This is a genomic window from Variovorax sp. P1_H2, assembly GCF_056405295.1.
Genome location: NZ_JBFUCJ010000025.1, coordinates 40,890 through 63,385, shown reverse-complemented (window position 1 = coordinate 63,385; position 22,496 = coordinate 40,890). Strand labels below are relative to the sequence as shown.

Below are 22,496 nucleotides of genomic sequence, written 5' to 3'. Positions count from 1 at the left end.
GGATATGTCATGGACGCCGAATAGATGAAAGCTCTGGTACTTCTTCTGGCCGTCCTCKGAATCAGTCATGTCCAAGCCTGTTCTCCTGGGCAGAATATCGACATTCACTTCGATCGGGATTCCTGGGAGCTCAAGTCATTGGAAGTCTTGCGTCTCGCCGATTGGGATATCCAGAACCGGCTCAGATTTCCGAATCACGATTTCCTGCAAATTGCGGGTATCGCCCAGGCAGAAGAGACAAATCCGAAGAAGCTCGCCGCGCAGCGCGCCGAGGTCGTGGCCGACTACTTTCGGCGAACGAATTACTCCAAGGCGGAGATCATCGTCGGCAGCCACGTTTATGCAGACAAGCCAACACTCGGCGAGAGCTTCCAGCGTACCGAGTTGATGATGGCGCCTTTACCCCCTCACGCATGTTCGAAATGAAGGAAACGCGCGGGGAGAAAGGACACAGGCCTCGCTTCGCTTGCGCGTCGGTTGCCCTGGCCACCAGCAGCCAGCAGGCAAAGCGATTCAGATTCCCAACATCAACTTCAAATTCTGCACCGCCGCCCCGCTCGCGCCCTTGCCCAGGTTGTCCAGCCGCGCAATCACCACCGCATGCCGATGGTCCTCGTTCGGGAACACGCGGATCTCCAGCAGGTTGGTGTCGTTGAGCGCCAGCGCGTCGATCTTGCCGTCCGGCGTCGGCGGCAGCACCTTCACGAACTGCTCGGGCGTGTTGCTCTTGGCGTAGTGCGCGGCCAGCGCGTCGTGCAGGTGCGCGGCCGTCGGGCGGTCGGGCAGGTCGTCCAGGTGCAGCGGCAGCTGAACCAGCATGCCCTGCTTGAAGTTGCCCACCGAAGGAATGAAGACCGGGCGGCGGGTGAGGCCGGTGTACTTCATGATCTCGGGGATGTGCTTGTGCTTGAGCCCCAGCGCGTAGGTCTCGAACAGCGGCGCCTCGCCCTTCTCGTAGGCCTCGATCATGGTCCGGCCGCCGCCCGAATAGCCGCTGACCGAGGGCAGGGYGATCGGGAAGTCCGGCGGCAGCAGGCCGGCATCGACCAGCGGGCGGACGATCGCGATGGCGCCGGTCGCATAGCAGCCGGGGTTGGCGACGCGCTCGGCCCCGGCGACCGCGTCCGCGTGTCCCGCGGCCAGTTCGGGGAAGCCGAACACCCAGCCGGCCGCGGTGCGGTGCGCGGTCGAGGCGTCGATGATCTTCGGGCGGCGGCCTTCGAGCTGGTCGATCAGCGCCACGGATTCGCGTGCCGCGTCGTCATGCAGGCACAACACGACCAGATCGACGCCGGCCATCAGCGCGCGCTTGGCGGCGATGTCCTTTCGGAGTTCGGGCGCGATGCTCACGAGTTCGATCTGCGGCATCGTCTGAAGCCGCTCGCGGATCTGGAGACCGGTGGTTCCGGCCTCGCCATCGATGAAGACCTTGGGCATGTGCAAGCCTCGTGTGCCTTGGGAGTAAATACGTATTGACCACAAAAGTGGGTCAATTGTTGGTGCGGCGCACCATGATACAGTCCTCTGCTGTCCGCCGCCCCCGCCCCCCCAGGCGCCGTGGCCCGTGGGCAACAGCCACATTCTCCTGTTCTCCAAACCCCGTTCCGAGAGACACCCTCATGAAGATTCACGAGTACCAAGGCAAGGAAATTCTTGCCAAGTTCGGCGTGCCCGTACCCCGCGGCATCCCGGCGTACACAGTTCAGGAGGCGGTCGAGGCCGCCCAGAAGCTTGGCGGCCCGGTCTGGGTGGTCAAGGCCCAGATCCACGCGGGCGGCCGCGGCAAGGGCGGCGGCGTCAAGGTCGCCAAGTCGATCGAAGACGTCAAGAAGCTGGCCGGCGAGATCCTCGGCATGCAGCTCAAGACGCACCAGACCGGCCCCGAGGGCCAGAAGGTCCGCCGCCTCTACATCGAGGACGGCGCCGACATCCAGAAGGAATACTACGTCTCGGTCGTGACCGACCGCGCGACCCAGAAGGTGGCCTTCATCGCCTCCAGCGAAGGCGGCATGGACATCGAGGAAGTGGCCCACTCCACGCCCGAGAAGATCGTCACCGAATTCGTCGACCCGCTGACCGGCCTCGGCGATGCACAGGCCAGGAAGATCTCGGATGCCATCGGCATCCCGGCCGACTCCACGGCCCAGGCCGTGGACGTCTTCAAGAAGCTCTACACCTGCTACATGGAAACGGATGCCTCGCTGGTCGAGATCAATCCGCTCAACCGCGACGGCAAGGGCAACATCGTCGCCCTCGACGCCAAGTTCAACTTCGACAGCAATGCGCTGTTCCGCCACCCCGAGATCGTGGCGCTGCGCGACCTCGACGAAGAAGACGCGGCCGAAGTCGAAGCCAGCAAGTTCGACCTCGCCTACATCAGCCTCGACGGCAACATCGGCTGCCTGGTGAACGGCGCCGGCCTGGCGATGGCCACCATGGACACCATCAAGCTGTTCGGCGGCGAGCCGGCCAACTTCCTCGACGTCGGCGGCGGCGCCACCCCCGAGAAGGTGACCGAAGCCTTCAAGATCATGCTGAAGAACAAGAATGTCGAGGCCATCCTGGTCAACATCTTCGGCGGCATCATGAAGTGCGACACCATCGCCACCGGCGTGATCGCGGCCTGCAAGGCGGTGAACCTGCAAGTACCGCTGGTCGTGCGCATGAAGGGCACCAACGAGGTCGAGGGCAAGAAGCTCCTGGCCGATTCGGGCCTGCCCATCATCAGCGCCGACACGATGGCCGAAGCGGCTCAACAAGTGGTTGCGGCCGTCGCCAAGTAAGGAACAAGTCATGTCGATCTACATCAACAAAGACACCAAAGTCATCACGCAAGGCATCACCGGCAAAACCGGCCAGTTCCACACGGAAAAGTGCCAGGAATACGCGAACGGCAAGAACTGCTTCGTGGCCGGCGTGAATCCGAAGAAGGCCGGCGAGTCGATCTTCAACATCCCGATCTACGCTTCGGTCAAGGAAGCGGCCTCGGAAACCGGCGCCACGGTGTCGGTGATCTACGTGCCGCCGGCCGGCGCCGCCGCCGCCATCTGGGAAGCGGTCGAGGCCGACCTCGACATGGCGATCTGCATCACCGAGGGCATCCCGGTTCGCGACATGCTCGAAGTGCGCAACAAGATGCGCGCCAAGGAAGCCGCAGGCGGCAAGAAGACGCTGCTGCTGGGCCCGAACTGCCCCGGCCTGATCACGCCCGACGAGATCAAGATCGGCATCATGCCCGGCCACATCCACCGCAAGGGCCGCATCGGCGTGGTCAGCCGCTCCGGCACGCTGACCTATGAAGCCGTGGCCCAGCTCACCGAGATCGGCCTCGGCCAATCGAGCGCGGTCGGCATCGGCGGCGACCCGATCAACGGCCTGAAGCACATCGACGTGATGAAGGCCTTCAACGAGGATCCCGACACCGACGCGGTCATCATGATCGGCGAGATCGGCGGTCCCGACGAGGCCGATGCGGCCCGCTGGTGCAAGCAGAGCATGAAGAAGCCGATCGTCGGTTTCATCGCCGGCGTCACGGCGCCTCCCGGCAAGCGCATGGGCCACGCCGGCGCGCTGATCTCGGGCGGTGCCGACACGGCCGATGCCAAGCTGGCCATCATGGAAGAGAGCGGCTTCACCGTCACGCGCAACTTCTCGGAGCTCGCGAAGCGCCTCAAGGCACTGCTGTAAGCAGCTTCGTCTTCTCGCTCGACCACACAAGAGAAAGGCGCCCGCAACCAGGTTGCGGGCGCCTTTTCAATCAATAACAGTGGACTAAAGAGACATGGACTTCCTCCAAACCACGGACTTCTGGATCGGTCTGCTCAAGATCGTCTGGATCAACATCATTCTTTCGGGCGACAACGCGGTCGTGATCGCGATGGCCGCCCGCTCGCTGCCGCCCCAGCAGCAGCGCACGGCCGTGCTGTTCGGCTCCGGTGCGGCGGTGGTGCTGCGGATCATCCTGACGGTCGTCGCGGCCAAGCTGCTGGCGCTGCCCTACCTGCAGATCATCGGCGGCCTGCTGCTGCTCTGGATCGGCACCCAGCTGCTCAGCGGCGAGGAGGACGGCGAGGGCGAGGACAAGGAGTACGGCAGCATGCTGGCCGCGGTCCGCACCATCCTGCTGGCCGACCTGGTCATGAGCCTGGACAACGTGATCGCGGTGGCCGCGGCGGCGCAGGGCAGCATGGTGCTGCTGATCCTCGGCCTGGCGATCAGCATCCCGCTGGTGATCTTCGGCAGCACCCTGATGATCAAGCTGATGGAGCGCTTCCCGATCATCGTGATGCTCGGCGCGGCGCTGATCGGCTGGGTGGCCGGCGAGACCATCGTCAGCGATACCATCCTGCGCGATATGCTCACGGCCAACCCCTGGCTGCACTATGCGGCTGCAGCGGCCGGGGCGGCGTTCGTGGTGGCCGTGGGAAGATGGCTCCAGAAGCGCTCCCACGCTCCCGATTGAGCGGCAGCCCCCCACCCACTTCCTGATCCATGGCGAATCCCGGCACTTCAGTTTCCAGCGATCCCGGCGTGCCGACCTGGGATTTCGCCGCGCTCACCGATCCGGGTCGGGTCCGCGCCAACAACGAGGACACGATCGCCTTCGAGCCATCGCTCGGGCTGGTGCTGCTGGCCGACGGCATGGGCGGCTACAACGGCGGCGAGGTGGCCAGCGGCATGGCGATCGCGCTGCTGCAGGCCAGTTTCGGCCGCTGGCTCGCCCATGCGGGGCCGCAGGCGCACCCGAGAGCGGTCAAGCGCGCGCTGCAGGCCGGCATCGACGAGGCCAACGCGGCCATCCTCGAAGCCGGTATCGCCAACGTGCAGCTTCAGGGCATGGGGACCACCCTGGTGCTGGCCGCCTTCGGGCCGCAGCGCGCCATCGTCGGCCACATCGGCGACTCGCGCTGCTACCGCCTGCGCGGCGACAAGCTCGAATTGCTCACGCGCGACCATTCGCTGCTGCAGGAGCAGCTCGACGCCGGCGCCATCACGCCCGAGCAGGCCGCCCAGTCGCCGCATCGCAACCTGGTGACCCGCGCGCTCGGCATCGAGCGCCATGTCGACCTCGAAATGCACGAGCACGGCGTGATGCCCGGCGACCTGTTCCTGCTGTGTTCGGACGGGCTGTCCGAGATGGTGTCGAACGCGCAGATTTTCACGATTTTGTTACAAAACGGCGACTTAGCAGAGAAAGCAACACTTTTGGTTGCAACTGCGAACGACAATGGCGGCCGGGATAACATTTCGGTTGTCCTGGCCCGGGCGGGTGGGACCAAGGCCCCCGAGGCGACTGGCTGAAAAGGCATTGAAGCCTGTGCTGCAAGGGCCCCGCTGTGAACAAGAAAACGAGATCCAGGAGTCGGCCATGCCGAAATTGATCGTCTCGATCGACGGCGTCGTGATCAAGGACGTCACGCTCGCCAAGGACCGGACCACGCTGGGTCGCCGGCCCTACAACGACATCGTGGTCGACAATCTCGCGATCAGCGGCGAGCACGCCGTGCTGCACATGATCGGCGGCGATGTCTACCTGGAAGATCTCAACAGCACCAACGGCACCTACGTCAATGGCCGCGCCATCAAGAAGCAGGCGCTCGAGCAGAACGACGTCATCGAGGTCGGCAAGTACAAGATCCGCTTCCTGGCCGGCAACACCGCGGCGACCGAGAGCCTGCTGCCGGTCCGGACCGCGGCGGCGCCTTCGGGGCCGGTTTCCCTGTCGTCCGAACCCACGGTCCAGTCGCCGCTCGGCGGCGGCACGGCCGGTGCGGCGGTCATGCGGGTGCTCAGCGGTTCCGCGACCGGGCGAGAGCTGTCGCTGCAGAAGGTCGTCACCACCGTCGGCAAGCCCGGCCTGGCGGTCGCCGCGATCACGCGCCGGCTGCACGGCTACGTGGTGGCGCCGATCGACGGCGAGACGCAGCTCAACGGCGAGCCGCTCGGCAGCGAGGCCGTGGCGCTGCAGGACGGCGACGTGCTCGAACTCGGCGGCACGCGGATGCAGTTCGTCATCAGCTGACCGCGCCCTGAGCCTGCTGCTGGCCCGGAGGCCGGGGCGATGAATGTGTTGCGACGCCATGGCGCCCGCATCGCGATCACGCTGCTGCCCGTGCTGCTGGCCCTGGTGCATGTGCTGGGCGGCTGGCAGCTGCCCTTTCTCGACCGGCTCGACCGCTTCATCTACGACGTGCGGCTGCGCGCGACGCTGCCGGGCACGCTCGACCCGCGCATCGTCATCGTCGACATCGACGACCCGAGCCTGCAGCGACTCGGGCAATGGCCCTGGGGCCGCGACCAGCTAGCCCGACTCACCACCGAGATCATGGAGCGCCAGCAGGCCCGGGTGCTCGGGTTCGACGTGCTGTTCGTCGAGCCCGATGCCGGTTCGGGGCTCGACACGCTGCGCCAGCTCGCGACCGGGCCCTTGCGGGACCGGGCCGGTTTCGCCGAGGAGATCGAGCGGCTCGCGCCCCTGCTCGACCGCGACGCGGCCTTCGCGAAGACGCTCGCCGGCCGGCGGGTGGCGCTCGGCTTCTATTTCACCCAGACCGCGGAGCCCCGCGCCAAGGGCCGGTTGCCGGCCCCGGTGCTGCCGGCCGGCGCCTTCCCCGAGGGCCGGTCGTACACGACCCGCTGGAACGGTTTCGTCGGCAGCCTTCCGCTGCTGGCCGAGGCGGCACCCGCCGGCGGCTTCCTGAACGTGGTGCTCGACGGGAGCGTGGATGGCGTGGTGCGCTCCGTGCCGTTGATCGCGCGCTACGAGGGGAACAACGCGCGGCCCGGCTACTACGAATCGCTGGCGCTGGTGGTCCACCGCCTGGCGCTCGGCGACACGGCGCTGGCGCCGGTGCTCGCCCCGGCCGCGCCGGGAGCCGATCCGCCGCCCCTGGAGGCGCTGGCCTTGTCGGCCGGGGAAATGCGCCTGCGGGTTCCGGTCGATGGCACGGCCAGCGTGCTGGTGCCGTTCCGCGGCCCCGGCGGTCCGCGGGGCGGCTCCTTCCGCCACGTTTCCGCATCGGAAGTGATCCGGGGCGCATTGGCGCCCGGCGAGCTGAAGGACAAGATCGTGCTCGTCGGCTCGACCGCACCGGGCCTGCAGGACCTGCGATCGACCCCGGTCGGGGCCGGCTTCCCAGGTGTCGAAGTGCATGCCAACATCGTCTCCGGGCTCCTGGATTCGAGGATCCTGGCCGTTCCCGACTATTCGCTGGGCTACGAACTGGTCATGCTGCTGGCGGCCGGCCTGGCGCTGGCCTTCGGCCTCTCGCTGAGCGCTGCGCCGCGCGCGGTCGGGGTGGCGCTGCTGATCTGCGCGGTGCTGGTCGGGCTCAACAGCTGGCTCTACCTCGGCGCCGGCCTGGTGCTGCCGCTGGCCGCTTCCCTGGTGATGGTCGCGCTGTCCTTCGTGCTCAACATGAGCTGGGGCTACTTCATCGAGGCCCGTTCGAGCCGCGGGCTGGCCAAGCTCTTCGGCACCTACGTGCCGCCGCAACTGGTGGACGAGATGCGGGCCGACCCGGGGCGCTACAGCATGCGTGCCGAAAGCAAGGAACTCACCGTGATGTTCTGCGACATGCGCGGCTTCACGCGGCTGGCCGAGCAGATGGCGCCGGCCGACTTGCAGGCCTTCCTGAACATCTTCTTCAGCCGGCTGAGCGAGATCATCAGCGCCCACCGCGGCACGGTCGACAAATACATGGGCGACTGCGTGATGGCCTTCTGGGGCGCCCCGGTCGAGGCCGCCGACCACGCCGAACTGGCCGTCCGGGCGGCCGTCGAGATGGTCGCCGCGGTGCAGGAACTGAACGACAGGCGGCAAGCGGGCGGCCTGCCGCGGATCCAGGTCGGCATCGGCATCAACACCGGCGTGATGAGCGTCGGCGACATGGGCTCGGCCGTGCGCCGCAGCTACACCGTGGTCGGCGATGCGGTCAACCTGGCGTCGCGGCTCGAGGGCCTGGGCGTGCACTATGGGGTTGAGATCGTCGCCAGTGCCGCGACCCAGCGCGCGGCGCCCGGCTTCGTCTGGCAGGAGCTCGACGCGGTGCGGGTCCAGGGAAAGGCCCGGACGGTGCGGATCTTTACGCCCGTTGCGAGAATCCAAAGTGCCAGCGCGGCGATCCGGGCGGAACTTCAGCGCTGGGATGGAGTGCTTTCGGCGTACCGCAGACAGGATTGGTTACAAGGACAGACGATGCTGGCGCCTCTTGTCGCCGCGGATGCCAAAAAAGTCCTTTACCAGCTGTACGCGCAGCGTTTAGCCTCGATGTCATTGCAGTCCGAGGACCCTGAGTGGGACGGCGCAACCCGGTTCGATTCGAAGTAGCGGCCTGCGGGCTGGAAAGTCAAAAGGTCTCGCGAAATGCAGGTGCGTGTGTTGGGGTGCTCCGGCGCCATCTCCAAGGGCTGCCGCACGACCTCCTTCCTGGTCGATTGCGACCTGCTGGTCGATGCCGGCACGGGTGTCGGCGACCTCACCCTGGACGAGATGGCCGCGATCGACGATGTGGTGCTGACGCATTCGCACCTCGACCACGTCGCCGCCCTGCCGCTGATGATCGATGCCATCGCCAGCCGCCGCACCCGGCCGCTGCGCGTGCATGCGCTGCGCGCGACCATCGAGGCGCTGCGCGCCCACGTGTTCAACAACGTCATCTGGCCCGATTTCGCGAGCATCCCGAGCCGGGAGGCGCCGTTCGTGAGTTTCCACGACCTGGTCGTCGGCCAGCAACTGCAGCTGGGAACCCGGGCGCTGAAGCACGTCGAGGTCTTGCCGGCCGTGCACACGGTGCCGGCCTGCGGCTTCGCCGTGCGCAGCGCGCAGGGGGGGGCGAACTGGGTGTTCAGCGGCGATACCGAACGCAACGCGCCCTTCTGGGCGCGCGTGAACCAGCTGGATGTGGCGATGCTGGTGATCGAGACGGCCTTCAGCAACCGGGAGCAGGCGCTGGCGCAGCGCAGCCTGCACCTGTCGCCGGCCACGCTGGCGGACGAACTGGCGCAGATCGCGCCGGGGCGCAACTACCCGATCTACATCACCCATACCAAGCCGGCCGAGACGGGCGAGATCATGAGCCAGATCGACGGCATCGCGGACGGGTCGCCCATGGGCAGCGGGGCCCCGGCCGGGTGGGACATTCGCTGGCTGCAGGCGGACGAGGTGCTGCAGATCTAGTTTGCTACCTATGCGTTGCATTTTCTCTCCCATCAGGAATAATGCAACGCATGGATAGCAAAGCCGCCGCGTCAATCTCTTCGCTGTCCGAGGTCGGCGCGACCATTCGCAGCGCGCGCCGCCGCAAGAAGCTTTCCCAGGCCGCCTTGGGCGAGCGTGCCGGCCTTTCGCGCATGCCGGTTTACCGGCTCGAGGCCGGAAAAGATGTCTCCCTGGCCTCGTTGCTCGCCATGCTCGCGCCGCTCGGCCTGGCGCTGAGCCTGGATCCGCGCGAGCCCGGCCCGCTGCGCGCGGCCGACCTGGCGCGGGCCTTCGCTCACCTGCAAGAGCCCGACGAAACATGACGGAGTTGCCCGAAAAACTGCGGGATCTGCAGCTCGCCGTTCATGGCCAGCCGCAGGCCCTGCTCACCAAGCAATCGATCTATTCGCTGGTCTATGAAGCGCAGGCGCGCCACCAGGTCGGCCTGGGCCTTCCGATCGCCGACCGCGTGTTCCAGGACGGCGACCTTTTTGCCGCCCTCGACATGAACCTTCCCGAGGGCTATCTGTTCGAGCGCATCCTGGCGCGTTTCGGCAAGTTCCAGGTCACCAAGATGCACCTGCTGGCCCTGATGGGCGCCGGAGCCATCGGCCGCGTGGCGTACCAGATGCCCGGCGAAGCGCCGCTGGGCGCGGGGGCCGCCGGCCTGGTCTCGCGAGACGACCTGCTCGCCGGCGGGCGCAGCGAAGCCTTGTTCGAGGAGCTGGTCGACGCCTTCATGGGCCCGGGCACCGGCCTGGCCGGCGTCCAGCCCAAGATCATGGTGCCGGTGGCCGACAAGGCCGTGGTGCCCGGCCCCAACGTCATCGTCAAGGCCGAGGGGCCGCGCTACCCCGGCCTCAGCGCCAACGAGTGGCTGTGCCTGGAAGCCGCGCGCCACGCCGGGCTGCCCGTGCCGCGCGCCGACCTCTCGGCCGACGGCAAGCTGCTGGTGCTCGACCGCTTCGACATCCTGCCCGACGGCAGCCGCCTCGGCTTCGAGGACATCGCGGCGGTCATGCAACTGCGCGTGCGGGAGCGCCTGTCCAGCCGCAAGTACATCGGCAGCTACGAGGACGTGGCCGCAGCCCTGCGCCTGGTGTGCAGCGAACCCGCGCCGGCCTTGCACCAGTTCTTCAAGCTGCTGGTGCTGACGGTGCTGCTGCGAAACGGCGACGCCCACCTCAAGAATTTCGCCGTGCTGTACGACGACGACCGGGTCTGGCCCAGCCCGGTGTACGACCAGGTGAGCACCGTGCTCTATGCCTACGAGCGGCCGGGCGGCATCGAGACCGTCGACCACACCCTGGCGCTCAAGTGGCGGCGAGGCGGCCGCAGCGGCGACAAATCCCCGGCCCGCAGCTACCCGAACCGGGCCGAGCTCGAGGCCTTCGGCCGCGATGTCTGCGGCGTCCATCATCCGGGCGCGGTGATCGAGCACAGCTGCGAGGCGATGAGCGCCGCCCTGGCCGCCCCGCATCCGGCGGTGCCGTTGGCGATGCTGGAGCGCATGACCGCCGTGTGGGATGGGGCGCGGGCGTGGATGCGCGTGGACCGGGCAGGGAGTTCGTCGGCCCGGGAGCCGCGGGTATGACGCGGGTTGGCAGGGGGGTGACAAAAATGTCAGCCTCCGTCGGTCTCGCGCAACAGATTTCGTCACGTGTTGTAACTAGAACGTGAACAAATACGCAGGAAATCGGGGTTGCGGAAGGTGAAGCCGGGGTGGCACAGATGCTGCGGTTACATGAGCGCACCGAGGGCCCGCCTCGGGCCCTTCTCAACAACCTGGAGTAAGCAAATGAACCGTCGTTCCATCGGACGCAACGTGCAAAAGGGTTTCACCCTGATTGAATTGATGATCGTCGTGGCGATCATCGGTATCTTGGCTGCTGTGGCGCTGCCGGCGTATCAGGACTACACGATCCGTGCAAAGGTCTCTGAAGGCATTCTGGCGGCGTCGGCTTGCCGTACGAGCATCACGGAAACGGTTCAGAGCACCGCGAGTACCGCACTCCCTGCCGCCGATAAGTGGGGCTGCGAACAGACTACTGCTGGTTCTGGAACCAAGTATGTGAGTACCATCAATACGACCGATGCCGGCCAAATTGTCATCACTTTGTCCGCAGCCGCGGACCTTGGCGGTGCGGCGAGCACCGTCATCAATCTGACGCCTTATACGTCGGACACGGTGGCACTGCTGAATGGCGACGTGGGCAAGACCGTGTTCAAGTGGGTCTGCGGTCCTGCCTCTGCCAGTGGTACGCCTGTGAGGTACCTGCCGGGTTCGTGCCGCGGGTGATAGCCCTCCCCAAAGTCTTGGCTCAATGGGTTCGTTATTGAGCCGAATTGGGGCAAGCGAAAGCGGCGCGTTGTGAGACGCGCCGCTTTCTTCTTTTGGATAGACCGTCGTCGACCTGTGACTGGAGTGAACGTGCGAGAACGGCTGTTCGCCTTTGGAAGTCTTCTGCTGCCGCTGGCGTACCTGCTTCCCAATCACTATCCCCCGTGGGGGTCGTTTCACTCCGACCTGCTAGCAGGGGTGGCGCTGATCCCTTTAATGCTTTGGGCGCTGTGGCAACGCGGGCCGCTCCCCGCAGTGGCCATCGGCGTCGCCATGCTGTCTCTCGTGCCCTTGATGCAGGTCGCCTCGGGGCAGATCACTTTCGCCGGCGACGCCTGGATGGCATGGCTCTACCTGATGGGTTTTTCATTCGCGGTCCTCGCCGGCGCGCGTTTTGTCCGAGCCCGTACTGACGGCTCGGATTCACTGGCTCGGCTCGAGCCCATGTGGACGGCCCTCGTGGTCGTCGCATTGATTTCAGTGGGAATCGCGATTCATCAGTGGCTCGACCTGCAGCTTCTTGGGCTCTTCATCATCGAGTTGAAACCCGGAGACCGACCCTACGCGAACCTCTCCCAACCGAATCAGCTGGCGACCCTTTTGATGCTCGGGCTCGCCGGCGCGGCCTTCCTCTACGAAAGCCGGGCACTTCGTGGCCCCGTTGCCATGGCCTCGGCGCTCGTGCTCGCTTTCGGCATAGGCATGACGCAGTCACGCACGCCGCTGCTGGCGCTTGCCATTGCCTGGCCCGCCTATTGGCTCATGCGTCGGCGCGTGTCTCTCCGAACTACACCGCTGGCACTGTCGGCGATCACCGCTGGGTTTGCATTGACGGTATGGGGCTGGCCGGCGCTGAACAGGATCATGTTGCTTCCCAACGCCTCGTCGATGGCGGAGCGAATGGGTGAAAATCTGCGATTGACTTTGTGGCAATCGATGGCCGAGGCCATGCTCCGATCGCCCTGGGTGGGCTACGGCTGGAACCAGGTCTCGCTGGCTCAACAGGCCACAGCGCTCGAATTTCCCGCTACGCGCTATTACTTCGATTCCGCGCATAACCTGATTCTCGACATTGCGTTGTGGAGCGGGTTGCCCGTCGCTCTTGCCGTGGCCGCCGGCCTGTTCCTGTGGCTCGCGAGGCGGGTTGTGGCATGTCGTGATCCGCTGTCTTGGTGCGTGCTGCTGGCGGTGGCGATCGTCTTCTGTCATGCGATGGTCGAGTACCCCCTTGCCTATGCCTATTTCCTGCTCCCTGTCGGATTCTTCATGGGGGCCGTGAACGGAGTCGCGGGTGTCGAGGGCACCCGGTGGATGCGCTTCAGCCTACCCCGGCCGATCCTGGGCCTCGCCGGTCTGGCCGTGTTGGTGATGTTCGTGACGGTGAGCGCCGAGTACATCCAGTTGGAAGAGGAGTGGCGCCAGATTCGGTTCGAGCAGTCGCGCATCGGCGACGTCAAGGCGGAGCCACCGCCGCACACAATCGTCTTGACTCAACTTCAAGCGCGGGCGCGCTTCGCGCAAACTACACCGACGAGGGGCATGGCGACGGAGCAGTTGGATTGGATGCGCCATGTTGCCGAGCGCTACGGCTGGGCCGGGACCACCTTCAAATATGCGGAAGCATTGGCCCTCAATGGCGAACCCAGGGCGGCAGGCGTCGCGCTTGCGAAGCTTTGCAAGATTCAATTGCCCAACGTGTGCCGCAAGGCGATCGACGAGTGGCGGTCGGACAGCGAGGAAAAGTATCCGGAATTCCGCAATGTCAAATTGCCCGCCATTGGCGGGACGTGAAGCGCACTGATCGCAGCCGAGTGCGAACGTGCCGCCGCCGCGAGTACAGCTGAGTTCAAATGCAAGAAACGATTCTTCACTGGTCCCGATTCCGCAAGCGCCTCGTGGTCGTTTGCCTTGACCTGTGCTTGGCGCTTCTTGCGACCTGGCTTGCGTTCACCATCCGGCTGGACACGTGGCACCAACCCGAGGGCGTGGAATGGGCCGTGTATGTGATCGCGCCATTGCTGGCGATCCCTGTCTTCGTGAAGTTCGGCTTGTACCGGGCCATCTTTCGCTACACGGGCATTGCGGCGATCCTGACCACCGGCAAGGCTGTAAGCGTCTACGGGCTGATGCTTGCACCCTTCGTGTGGTGGCTGTACCACCGTGGCGGTATTCCACGCAGCCTCATCATTCTTCAGCCGCTTATCTTCTTGCTGCTCGTCAGTTCGAGCCGGACGCTGGCCTGGCATTGGCTGGCGGCAAGAACCGATAGCGCGGGCAGTCGTCTGCTCATCTACGGCGCGGGGAGCGCCGGCGCGCAGACCGCCGCGGCCCTTGCCAACACGCGCCAATATGCGCTGTTGGGATTCCTGGATGACGACCCCGGCAAATCCGGAGGGAGCATCAACGGCGTGCCGGTCTTTCCCGCGTCGCAGGCGCCCGATGTCGTCGGGCGGCTCGCGGTCAGCGACATCCTGCTGGCCTTGCCGAGCGCGAGTCGTGAGCGACGCAATCAGATCATCGGGCAGCTGCAGTCCCTGCCGGTTCGGATCCGCTCGCTCCCCGGTCTGGCGGATCTTGCGAGTGGTCGCGTCACGGTCGACGACTTTCGCGACCTCGACGTGGAAGATTTGCTCGGGCGTGAACCCGTAGCGCCACGGCCGGAGCTGCTGGCGCGGACCCTGGCCCGAAAGGTGGTCTTGGTGACCGGCGCCGGCGGCAGCATCGGCAGCGAGCTATGCCGCCAGATCGCGAACATCGGGCCGAGTCAGCTGATTCTGGTCGAACACAGCGAATTCGCGCTCTATCGAATTCACCAGGAACTGGCATCGCTGATCAAGCGCGACGCGGCGGATGTCCATCTGCTGCCGCTGCTGGCCGATGTCTGCAATTTCGAACGCATCTCCGCCATCTGCCGCAAGCACCGGCCTGAAGTCGTCTATCACGCGGCGGCCTACAAGCACGTGCCTTTGGTCGAGGTCAATCCCGGCGCCGGCGTCGTCAACAATGTGCTCGGTACATTGAACATGGCGCGCGCGGCGATCGAGGCGGCCGCCGAGCGCTTTGTGCTGATCTCCACGGACAAGGCCGTTCGACCTACCAATGTCATGGGCGCCAGCAAGCGCGTGGCCGAACTCGTGCTCCAGTCTCTCGCCGCTTGCGACGGACATCCGTTCGGTCAAGGTGCGAGCACGCACGCGACCTGCTTCTCGATGGTGCGCTTCGGCAATGTGCTGGGCTCGAGCGGCAGCGTCGTGCCGTTGTTTCGCTCTCAGATCGCTGAAGGCGGGCCGCTCACCATCACGCATCCGGAAGTTACCCGCTACTTCATGACGATTCCGGAGGCTGCGCAACTGGTCTTGCACGCGGGGGCGATCGCCGAGGGCGGCGACCTCTTTGTGCTGGACATGGGAGCACCGATCAAAATCCTCGACCTGGCCAAGCGGATGATTGCATTGTCGGGGTTGACCGTGCGCGATGAGCAACGCCCGAAAGGAGATATTCACATCAAGATCGCGGGACTGCGCCCCGGGGAGAAGCTGTTCGAGGAACTGCTCATTGGGGAAAACCCACTGCCGACCGACCACCCCCGTATCATTCGCGCGCGTGAAGACTTCATGCCATGGACCGATCTCGAAGGCCATTTGCAGATATTGCTCGGCRCCGCCGGCAGCGACAATGAGGATGCGATGTCAAACATGCTGCAGTTGCTGGTGCCAGGCTACCTCCCGGAACGCAAATCCAATCGTCAGAGCGCATTCTCTCAAACAAAAGAAAGCGCTGGAGATGAGAAGGTTATCGAATGTCTTTTGTCGCGCTCATGATCTGAAGGCAAGAAGAAATGCTCTCCCAAAAATCAATTCTTGTCACTGGTGGCACAGGTTCATTCGGACACAAATTCGTCGCGATGACTCTGGCGAGGTACAACCCAAAAAAAGTAATCATCTACTCCCGCGACGAGATGAAGCAATGGGAGATGGCAAAGAAGTACGAGGGTGATCCCCGGGTTCGATTTTTTATTGGCGACGTGCGTGATCGCGAGCGACTGTATCGTGCGCTGGATGGCGTGGACTATGTCGTGCACGCGGCCGCAACCAAGATAGTTCCCACCGCCGAATACAACCCTTTCGAGTGCGTGAAGACCAATATCAACGGCGCGATGAACGTGATCGATGCCTGCATCGACAAGGGGGTCAAGCGCGCTGTAGCCCTGTCCACCGACAAAGCCAGCAGTCCAATCAACCTTTACGGTGCAACGAAGCTGGCCTCCGACAAGCTGTTTGTGGCGGGGAACTCGTACGCTGGTGCGCACGATACGCGTTTTGCCGTTGTTCGATACGGCAATGTCATGGGCTCGCGTGGCTCTGTCATCCCGTTTTTCATGTCAATCAAGGATAAGGGAGTCCTGCCCATCACGGACGAACGGATGACCCGCTTCATGATTTCCTTGGAGCAGGGGGTCGAACTCGTGTGGCATGCCTTCGCCGACATGGAAGGCGGAGAGATCTACGTCAAGAAAATTCCGTCCATCACTGTCACCGATATCGCCCGGGCAGTCGCTCCGGATGCGAGGCTGGAGGTGATCGGCATCCGTCCTGGCGAGAAACTCCACGAGCAGATGATCAGCGCCGAGGACGCCTTTTACACGTACGAATACACAGAACACTTCAAGGTTCTTCCTGCCATCCACAATTGGAGCATTGATCCGACTCGCATCAAGAATGGCACCAAGGTGGCCGAAGGATTCGTCTACGCGAGTGACAACAATCCGGAGTGGATGACAGTTGACGCGTTGCAATCCTGGATCCGGACCAATCAACACCGGATCGGGAACATCTGATGTCGCATATTCCGTACGGTCGGCAGGACGTCATAGCTGACGACGTCGCGGCTGTCACGTCGGTGTTGCAGTCGGACTGGTTGACGCAGGGCCCGGTCGTGCCGCGCTTCGAGCTTGAACTGGCTAGCGCTTGCGGCGCCAGCCATGCTCTGGCGGTCAACAGCGCGACCTCCGCACTGCATATCGCCTGCCTGGCGCTTGGGTTGGGCCCAGGCGACTGGCTCTGGACTAGCCCGATCACATTTTTGGCGTCCGCCAACTGCGCCCTCTATTGCGGCGCCAAGGTCGACTTCGTGGATATCGACCCGCGCACCTACAACCTTTCGCCAGAGGCGCTTGCCCGCAAGCTGGAGCAGGCCCGAATTGCGAACCGCCTGCCCAAGATCGTCGTTCCCGTTCATCTCGCGGGGCAGAGCTGCGATATGGCCGCGATTCAGGCGCTCAGTCGCGAGTACGGTTTTCGCATCATCGAAGACGCTTCGCATGCAGTAGGTGGCCGCTACCAGGGTCTGCCGATCGGCAATTGCCGTTTCAGCGACATCGTGGTGTTCAGCTTCCATCCAGTGAAGATCATCACCAGCGCCGAAGGCGGAATGGCCCTGACGAACGATGCGCAGCTCGCCGAGCGCATGGCGCTGTTCCGAAGCCATGGCATGACGCGCGACCCGGCGCGGATGAGCCGCGAGCCGGACGGTCCCTGGTATTACGAGCAGATCGAGCTGGGCTTCAATTACCGCATGACCGAATTGCAGGCGGCACTCGGCCTCAGCCAGGCGACGCGGTTGCACGACTATGTACGCCGGCGCCACGAATTGGCGCGCCGCTACGACGAGCGACTCGCTGAACTGCCGCTGACGACGCCGTGGCAGCATCCGGACTGCTATTCGGGACTGCACCTGTACGTGGTTCGTGTCGATGCGACTCGGCGTCGGGGCGTGTTCGACGCTCTTCGCGCTCAGGATATCGGCGTCAACGTGCACTACATCCCCGTGTACAGGCAACCGTACTACCAGCGGCTTGGCTGCGTGAACGGTACCTTTTCCGAGGCCGAGCGCTACTACGCCGAGGCGATCAGCCTGCCGATGTACGCGACCCTCATCGAGGACCAGCAGGATCAAGTGGTCGATGCGTTGCACGAGGCCTTGCACCCATGAGATTGGCCGTCATTCCCGCGCGCGGTGGCAGCAAGCGAATCCCGCGCAAGAACATCAAGCTGTTCTGCGGCAAGCCGATCATTGCCTGGTCGATCGCTGCGGCGCGCGACAGCGGCTGCTTCGACCGCGTGATCGTCTCCACCGACGATGCCGAGATCGCGCGGGTCGCCCGTGATGCGGGCGCCGAGGTGCCATTCGTGCGCCCGCCGGAGCTATCCGACGACCATGCCGGCACGATCCCGGTCGTGTGCCACGCGGTCGACTGGCAGTCAGCCACGGGCGAGACCCCCACCCTTGTGTGCTGCATCTACGCGACGGCGCCATTTCTCATGGCCGACGACGTCAAGCGCGGCCTCGACGTGCTCGAGCGTCGCGGCAGTGAGTTCGCCTTCTCGGTCGCGAAGTACCCGGCTCCGATCCAGCGCGCGATTCGTATCGACGGCGCAGGCCGTGTATCGATGTTCAACCCCGAGCATTTCAAGACCCGCTCGCAGGATCTCGAGGAGGCCTACTACGACGCCGGCCAGTTCTACTGGGGGTTGGCGTCAGCGTGGCGTTCGGCTGAGACGCTATTCGGTCCGGACTCCGCGGCAGTGGTACTGGCCCCGCACCGGGTGCAGGACATCGACACGCCGGACGACTGGATGCGTGCCGAATGGATGTTCAAGGCCCTGAAGGCGGCGACATGAAGGGACTCGCTGGCGCAACCGTCGTCTTCCGTGCCGACGCATCGCTGCAGATCGGCAACGGTCATGTGATGCGATGCCTGGCGTTGGCGGCGGCGCTGAAAGAGCAGGGGGCGCATTGCCGCTTTGTCTGCCGTGCCCACCCCGGAAACCTTCTGGAGCACATTGACCGCCAAGGGCACGAAGTCGCAACCCTGCCGTTGGACCCGTTGACATCGGCGGCGCTGTCCGGTGGGGCGACGTACGCGGGGTGGCTGGGCTGTGACTGGCAGACTGACGCGCGGCAAACCATCGTTGCGCTGGGGGGCCATCGACCCGACTGGATCGTTGTCGACCACTACGCGCTCGATGCGGGCTGGGAAGCAGAGCTGCACGCCAATGCCGCACGCATGCTGGCGATCGACGACCTTGCCGACAGAGCGCACCGTTGCGAACTACTGCTCGACCAGAACCTCGGTCGCCAAGCCTCGGACTATGAGAGGTGGGTGCCGCCGGAGTGTCGCGTCCTTGCGGGGCCTCGATTCGCCCTGCTGCGTCAGGAATTCGCCGCGCTTCGCGAAACTAGCCTGCCGCGCCGCGCCGAGCCGGTGCTCAGGCATCTACTGATCACGATGGGCGGAGTTGACCAACTGAACGCCACCGGATCAGTGCTTCACGCGCTGCAGCGTTGCGACCTGCCGCCGGCGTGCCGGATCAGCGTCGTCATGGGGCCTTTTGCGCCCTGGCTCGAGAGTGTGCGCAAGCAGGCTGCGCGCATGCCTTGGCCGACCGAAGTGTTCGTCGATGTCGACGACATGGCGCAGCGTATGGCCGATAGCGACCTGGCGATCGGCGCCGCTGGTGGCACGGCGTGGGAGCGCTGCTGTCTTGGGTTGCCCGCACTGCTGGTGGTGCTGGCCGATAATCAGATCCCAGGCGCGCGGGCGCTCGAGGCCAGCGGTGCCGCCGCGCTGCTCGGTGATGCGAATTCGGTAGAGCACAGCCTTCACGGCGTCTTGAGTCGACTCATCCGTGGTGCTGAATTCGGCGAGGTGGCTGATGCGGCGAGCCGGATCACCGACGGCCGTGGCGTCGCGCGCGTGATAGCGGAAATGGTGGCTCTCGATGTCTGACAACAATCCCACAATGGGGCGTATCCGTCCGATGACCGGCTCGGACGTGACCATGGTGCTTGAGTGGCGCAACCACCCCGATGTTCGACGCAACATGTTTACGCAGCACGAAATCGGTCTAGAGGAGCACATGGAGTGGTTCGAACGCAGCGCGCGTGATCCAAGCCGTCATCTGCTGATTTACGAAAAGGATGGTCTGGCGCTGGGCTTCGTCGGCCTGACCGCTAGCGACCATCCGACCGTCGCCGACTGGGGCTTCTATGTTGCCCCTGAAGCACCTAAGGGCACCGGTCGCGCCATGGGTCGCCGTGCGCTCGACCATGCCTTTGACGCCCTCGCGTTGCACAAGGTTTGCGGACGCGCGCTTGCCTACAACCAGCGCTCCATCGGCTTCCACGCGGCCATGGGCTTCCGTCAGGAGGGAGTCCTCCGCGATCAGCATTTCGACGGCCAGCGCTACCACGCGGTGGTGTGCTTCGGCTTGCTCGAACATGAATGGTCTTCGGCTTGGGGAGGGTGACGCCATGTCTCAAAATCCAAGCATAGCCATCGCTGGCAGGCGCATCGCGATCGACGCGCGGCCCTACGTCATCGCCGAGCTTTCGGCCAATCACAACGGCAAGCTGGAGACCGCGCTGCGAATCATCGATGCGGCGAAGGCGGCCGGGGCCTCCGCGGTCAAGCTGCAGACTTACCGGCCCGACACAATCACATTGAGCAGTGACGCAGAGCAGTTCAAGATTCGAGGCGGCCTGTGGGATGGCCGTACGCTATACGACCTGTACGAAGAGGCGCACATGCCGTGGGACTGGCATGCCGCGTTGTTCGAGCACGCACGCAAGCGCGACATCACGATCTTCAGCTCGCCATTCGATACGACTGCGGTCGATCTGCTCGAGAGCCTGGGTGCGCCAGCCTACAAGATTGCCTCGTTCGAAGCAGTAGATTTGGCTCTGATCCGATACGTCGCAAGCACCGGCAAGCCGATGATCATCTCGACCGGCATGGCAGACGTCGATGAGATTGGAGAGGCCGTCGAAGCCGCTCGATCAGGCGGCAGCAGGGAGATTGCTCTGCTTCATTGCGTCAGTGGCTATCCAGCGCCCGCGGCAGACTACAACCTCCACACGCTCACCGACATGCGAAAGCGCTTCGGGGTGGTCGTCGGGCTATCCGACCACACATTGGACAACGCCACGGCAGTAGCGAGCATCGCGTTGGGCGCAGCGATCGTCGAGAAGCACTTCACGCTGGACCGAAGCGGCGGCGGTCCCGACGACAGCTTCTCGCTTGAGCCGTCTGAACTGCAGGCACTGTGCCGCGACAGCCGCACCGCGTGGGAGGCACTCGGCCGCGTCGACTATGGCCGCAAGACCAGTGAGGAGGCCAACGTGAAGTTCCGACGCTCGCTGTATTTCGTCAAGGCGCTCAAGGCTGGCGAGACGGTGACCGCTGACTGCGTGCGCAGCGTGCGACCTGGGTATGGCCTCGCGCCGAAGTTCCTGGAACAGGTCGTCGGCCGAGTCGTTGGCAAGGACGTCGACTATGCGACACCGGTGTCGTGGGATTTGCTGGCATGAAACCGCTGCGCATTGGCTTCGCGACGATCTACTCGTGGCGCCCACATGTCGAACATGCGTACTTCCTGGCCCGGCTTGCCGAGAAGGCGGGACACAAAGCCTTCTTTCTGACCTGTGATGGCGACCTTCCCACTTGCTACACCCGCGAGCTGCGCGACCGGCCCGCGTGGCAAGAGTGCCTGCAATGCCGGGCTGGAGGCATTCGTTCGTACACGCGGAGCAACGTCACTTCGATCGGCGAGAGTGCATCGCGCGACTCTGCGCCGGCGCAGCCCGAGTGGACGCACTCGAGTGCTAGCACGCTGGGCCGCTTCGAGTCCGATGCTGACTACGGCAGCCCTGAATTCAGGGCCATCGCGGATCGCCTTCACCCGGCGGTGCAATTGAGCTATCAGGCAGCGCGGGCCTGGATATGCGACCAGCGACTCGACGCCGTCTGCGTATTCAACGGCCGGATGGACGCGACTCGCGCCATCTACGAAGCCGCGAGATCGCTCGGCGTGCGCGTTGTCAGCCTCGAGCGTACCTGGTTCGGCGATGGGCTTCAGCTCTATCCCGAGGAGACCTGCCTTGGGCTCGGTAGCGTGCACCGCTTGATCGGGCGCTGGCGCGAACTGCCGCTGAGCCGTCGACAGGCGGTGCAGGCCGCGTCTTATGTGGCCCGGCGCTTCCTGCGTCAGAACGCCAAGGAATGGCGGGCCTACAACGTCGGCGCCACCTCGGCGGCATGGCCAGTGCCAGGTGGGCTGCACAAGATCTTGCTCGTCCCGAGCAGCCGCAACGAGGTCTGGGGTCATCCTGACTGGGAGACAGGCTGGACCGACCCGCTGGTGGCGTACGACGCACTGATCGATCACCTGGGCCTGGAGCCGCGCGATCTGGTGCTGCGATGCCACCCGAACTGGGGTGAGAAGATCGGTCGAAAGGGCGGTGAGTACTCAGAGCGTCACTATACGGAGTGGGCTGGGCGCCGCGGCATTCACGCGATCTCCAGCACCGATGCCACGAGTACGCTCGGCCTGATAGAGCAATGTGATGCGATCATCGTGGCCAACGGAAGTGCCGCACTGGAGGCCGGTGCGCTCGGCAAGCAAGTGATTGGAATCGCGCCCTCGATCTATCAGGAGGCCGGTTTCCGCGACGCCGTCGTGTTGCCACAGCAACTGGCTGACCTTCGACTGCATGCTGAACTCGAAGGGACCGAGCGGGCTCGGCGGCGGGAATCCATCTCGCGCCTGACGCTTCGATTTGCCTACGCGATGGTGAATCGCGTGCCCCAATACACCCGGTTCGTCCGCGCCGAGGCGACAACTCGTTTCAGGTATGACATGAGCGCCGATCCGCAGCGCTTCATCGACATGTTGAGCGGGGGTGAACTCCGCGCAGATGATGAGGAATACGCTGATGACACAGATGCCGAAGACGAGGTGCTGCGCCGAATCGAATTGCGTGACTGGCAAGGCCTGATCGATGCGCTGGAGCCTGACACAGTGGCGTCGCGTGAGCAGATGCGGCGCAGGTTGATGTTTCGCCATCTCGATGACATCCGTCGTTGGATGCCCGTTGGCGACCGTTGATCCAACTAAG

The 22,496-nt window shown here is 64.6% G+C and carries 21 protein-coding genes; 20 read left to right on the top strand and 1 reads right to left on the bottom strand.

Annotated features, from left to right (window positions below):
- The first annotated feature begins 24 nt into the window (after positions 1-24).
- Entirely contained in the window at positions 25-426 is a 402-nt protein-coding gene (locus AC1D2E_RS11695; RefSeq protein ID WP_478197556.1) for a hypothetical protein, read from the top strand.
- Between the two features lie 87 nt (positions 427-513).
- Here the strand turns inward: AC1D2E_RS11695 and argC are convergent, their stop codons facing one another.
- Positions 514-1,437 (bottom strand): N-acetyl-gamma-glutamyl-phosphate reductase, encoded by a 924-nt coding sequence (gene argC, locus AC1D2E_RS11690; protein WP_478197555.1) that lies wholly within the window; start codon positions 1,435-1,437, stop codon positions 514-516.
- 182 nt (positions 1,438-1,619) lie between these two features.
- Here argC and sucC point away from each other — a divergent pair, with 182 nt between their 5' ends.
- From sucC to AC1D2E_RS11595, 19 genes are all read left to right on the top strand, one after another.
- Entirely contained in the window at positions 1,620-2,783 is a 1,164-nt protein-coding gene (gene sucC / locus AC1D2E_RS11685; protein ID WP_478171381.1) for an ADP-forming succinate--CoA ligase subunit beta, read from the top strand.
- Positions 2,784-2,793: 10 nt separating this feature from the next.
- Complete coding sequence (gene sucD, locus AC1D2E_RS11680) at positions 2,794-3,687, top strand: succinate--CoA ligase subunit alpha (RefSeq protein WP_478197554.1); 894 nt, start codon at positions 2,794-2,796, stop codon at positions 3,685-3,687.
- A gap of 94 nt (positions 3,688-3,781) precedes the next feature.
- Positions 3,782-4,462 (top strand): TerC family protein, encoded by a 681-nt coding sequence (locus AC1D2E_RS11675; protein ID WP_478197553.1) that lies wholly within the window; start codon positions 3,782-3,784, stop codon positions 4,460-4,462.
- Positions 4,463-4,491: 29 nt separating this feature from the next.
- Complete coding sequence (locus AC1D2E_RS11670) at positions 4,492-5,301, top strand: Stp1/IreP family PP2C-type Ser/Thr phosphatase (RefSeq protein WP_478197552.1); 810 nt, start codon at positions 4,492-4,494, stop codon at positions 5,299-5,301.
- Positions 5,302-5,368: 67 nt separating this feature from the next.
- Positions 5,369-6,022: an FHA domain-containing protein gene (locus AC1D2E_RS11665; protein ID WP_478197551.1), complete on the top strand. Its 654-nt coding sequence runs from the start codon at positions 5,369-5,371 to the stop codon at positions 6,020-6,022.
- 39 nt (positions 6,023-6,061) lie between these two features.
- The gene (locus AC1D2E_RS11660) at positions 6,062-8,329 is read left to right on the top strand and encodes a CHASE2 domain-containing protein (RefSeq protein ID WP_478197550.1); all 2,268 of its coding nucleotides are present in this window, start codon (positions 6,062-6,064) and stop codon (positions 8,327-8,329) included.
- Between the two features lie 36 nt (positions 8,330-8,365).
- Positions 8,366-9,178, top strand: coding sequence for a 3',5'-cyclic-nucleotide phosphodiesterase (locus AC1D2E_RS11655; protein ID WP_478197549.1), 813 nt, complete (start codon positions 8,366-8,368; stop codon positions 9,176-9,178).
- Between the two features lie 50 nt (positions 9,179-9,228).
- Positions 9,229-9,522: a helix-turn-helix domain-containing protein gene (locus AC1D2E_RS11650; RefSeq protein ID WP_478171388.1), complete on the top strand. Its 294-nt coding sequence runs from the start codon at positions 9,229-9,231 to the stop codon at positions 9,520-9,522.
- A complete protein-coding gene (locus AC1D2E_RS11645) occupies positions 9,519-10,793 on the top strand; it encodes a type II toxin-antitoxin system HipA family toxin (RefSeq protein ID WP_478197548.1) in 1,275 nt (424 codons plus the stop codon). Before AC1D2E_RS11650 ends, AC1D2E_RS11645 begins: the two co-directional genes overlap by 4 nt.
- A 204-nt stretch (positions 10,794-10,997) precedes the next feature.
- A complete protein-coding gene (locus AC1D2E_RS11640) occupies positions 10,998-11,498 on the top strand; it encodes a pilin (RefSeq protein WP_478197547.1) in 501 nt (166 codons plus the stop codon).
- Positions 11,499-11,630: 132 nt separating this feature from the next.
- Positions 11,631-13,331: a PglL family O-oligosaccharyltransferase gene (locus AC1D2E_RS11635; RefSeq protein ID WP_478197546.1), complete on the top strand. Its 1,701-nt coding sequence runs from the start codon at positions 11,631-11,633 to the stop codon at positions 13,329-13,331.
- A gap of 59 nt (positions 13,332-13,390) precedes the next feature.
- The gene (locus AC1D2E_RS11630) at positions 13,391-15,361 is read left to right on the top strand and encodes a polysaccharide biosynthesis protein (protein WP_478197545.1); all 1,971 of its coding nucleotides are present in this window, start codon (positions 13,391-13,393) and stop codon (positions 15,359-15,361) included.
- A gap of 17 nt (positions 15,362-15,378) precedes the next feature.
- Positions 15,379-16,377, top strand: a complete 999-nt coding sequence (pseB, locus tag AC1D2E_RS11625) for a UDP-N-acetylglucosamine 4,6-dehydratase (inverting) (RefSeq protein WP_478197544.1) — start codon at positions 15,379-15,381, stop codon at positions 16,375-16,377.
- On the top strand, positions 16,377-17,531 hold the full coding sequence (gene pseC / locus AC1D2E_RS11620; protein ID WP_478197543.1) for a UDP-4-amino-4,6-dideoxy-N-acetyl-beta-L-altrosamine transaminase: 1,155 nt from the start codon (positions 16,377-16,379) through the stop codon (positions 17,529-17,531). The genes pseB and pseC overlap by 1 nt, the downstream gene beginning before the upstream one ends.
- Positions 17,528-18,220, top strand: coding sequence for a pseudaminic acid cytidylyltransferase (pseF, locus tag AC1D2E_RS11615; protein WP_478197542.1), 693 nt, complete (start codon positions 17,528-17,530; stop codon positions 18,218-18,220). Before pseC ends, pseF begins: the two co-directional genes overlap by 4 nt.
- Positions 18,187-19,329 carry a UDP-2,4-diacetamido-2,4,6-trideoxy-beta-L-altropyranose hydrolase gene (gene pseG / locus AC1D2E_RS11610; protein WP_478197541.1) on the top strand — a complete coding sequence of 381 codons (1,143 nt, stop codon included), beginning with the start codon at positions 18,187-18,189 and terminating at the stop codon, positions 19,327-19,329. Before pseF ends, pseG begins: the two co-directional genes overlap by 34 nt.
- Positions 19,322-19,849, top strand: coding sequence for a UDP-4-amino-4,6-dideoxy-N-acetyl-beta-L-altrosamine N-acetyltransferase (gene pseH / locus AC1D2E_RS11605; protein WP_478197540.1), 528 nt, complete (start codon positions 19,322-19,324; stop codon positions 19,847-19,849). Before pseG ends, pseH begins: the two co-directional genes overlap by 8 nt.
- 4 nt (positions 19,850-19,853) lie before the next feature.
- Positions 19,854-20,909 (top strand): pseudaminic acid synthase, encoded by a 1,056-nt coding sequence (pseI, locus tag AC1D2E_RS11600; RefSeq protein ID WP_478197539.1) that lies wholly within the window; start codon positions 19,854-19,856, stop codon positions 20,907-20,909.
- Positions 20,906-22,486 carry a hypothetical protein gene (locus AC1D2E_RS11595; protein ID WP_478197538.1) on the top strand — a complete coding sequence of 527 codons (1,581 nt, stop codon included), beginning with the start codon at positions 20,906-20,908 and terminating at the stop codon, positions 22,484-22,486. Before pseI ends, AC1D2E_RS11595 begins: the two co-directional genes overlap by 4 nt.
- Positions 22,487-22,496 lie beyond the last annotated feature (10 nt).

Coding starts and splice junctions, on each gene's coding strand:
- pseG (WP_478197541.1), top strand. CDS start 18,187: ATGGATGTTCAAGGCCCTGAAGGCGGCGACATGAAGGGACTCGCTGGC.
- AC1D2E_RS11650 (WP_478171388.1), top strand. CDS start 9,229: ATGGATAGCAAAGCCGCCGCGTCAATCTCTTCGCTGTCCGAGGTCGGC.
- pseC (WP_478197543.1), top strand. CDS start 16,377: ATGTCGCATATTCCGTACGGTCGGCAGGACGTCATAGCTGACGACGTC.
- AC1D2E_RS11595 (WP_478197538.1), top strand. CDS start 20,906: ATGAAACCGCTGCGCATTGGCTTCGCGACGATCTACTCGTGGCGCCCA.
- AC1D2E_RS11645 (WP_478197548.1), top strand. CDS start 9,519: ATGACGGAGTTGCCCGAAAAACTGCGGGATCTGCAGCTCGCCGTTCAT.
- AC1D2E_RS11660 (WP_478197550.1), top strand. CDS start 6,062: ATGAATGTGTTGCGACGCCATGGCGCCCGCATCGCGATCACGCTGCTG.
- sucD (WP_478197554.1), top strand. CDS start 2,794: ATGTCGATCTACATCAACAAAGACACCAAAGTCATCACGCAAGGCATC.
- pseH (WP_478197540.1), top strand. CDS start 19,322: ATGTCTGACAACAATCCCACAATGGGGCGTATCCGTCCGATGACCGGC.
- pseF (WP_478197542.1), top strand. CDS start 17,528: ATGAGATTGGCCGTCATTCCCGCGCGCGGTGGCAGCAAGCGAATCCCG.
- AC1D2E_RS11670 (WP_478197552.1), top strand. CDS start 4,492: ATGGCGAATCCCGGCACTTCAGTTTCCAGCGATCCCGGCGTGCCGACC.
- AC1D2E_RS11655 (WP_478197549.1), top strand. CDS start 8,366: ATGCAGGTGCGTGTGTTGGGGTGCTCCGGCGCCATCTCCAAGGGCTGC.
- sucC (WP_478171381.1), top strand. CDS start 1,620: ATGAAGATTCACGAGTACCAAGGCAAGGAAATTCTTGCCAAGTTCGGC.
- AC1D2E_RS11675 (WP_478197553.1), top strand. CDS start 3,782: ATGGACTTCCTCCAAACCACGGACTTCTGGATCGGTCTGCTCAAGATC.
- pseI (WP_478197539.1), top strand. CDS start 19,854: ATGTCTCAAAATCCAAGCATAGCCATCGCTGGCAGGCGCATCGCGATC.
- AC1D2E_RS11640 (WP_478197547.1), top strand. CDS start 10,998: ATGAACCGTCGTTCCATCGGACGCAACGTGCAAAAGGGTTTCACCCTG.
- pseB (WP_478197544.1), top strand. CDS start 15,379: ATGCTCTCCCAAAAATCAATTCTTGTCACTGGTGGCACAGGTTCATTC.
- AC1D2E_RS11665 (WP_478197551.1), top strand. CDS start 5,369: ATGCCGAAATTGATCGTCTCGATCGACGGCGTCGTGATCAAGGACGTC.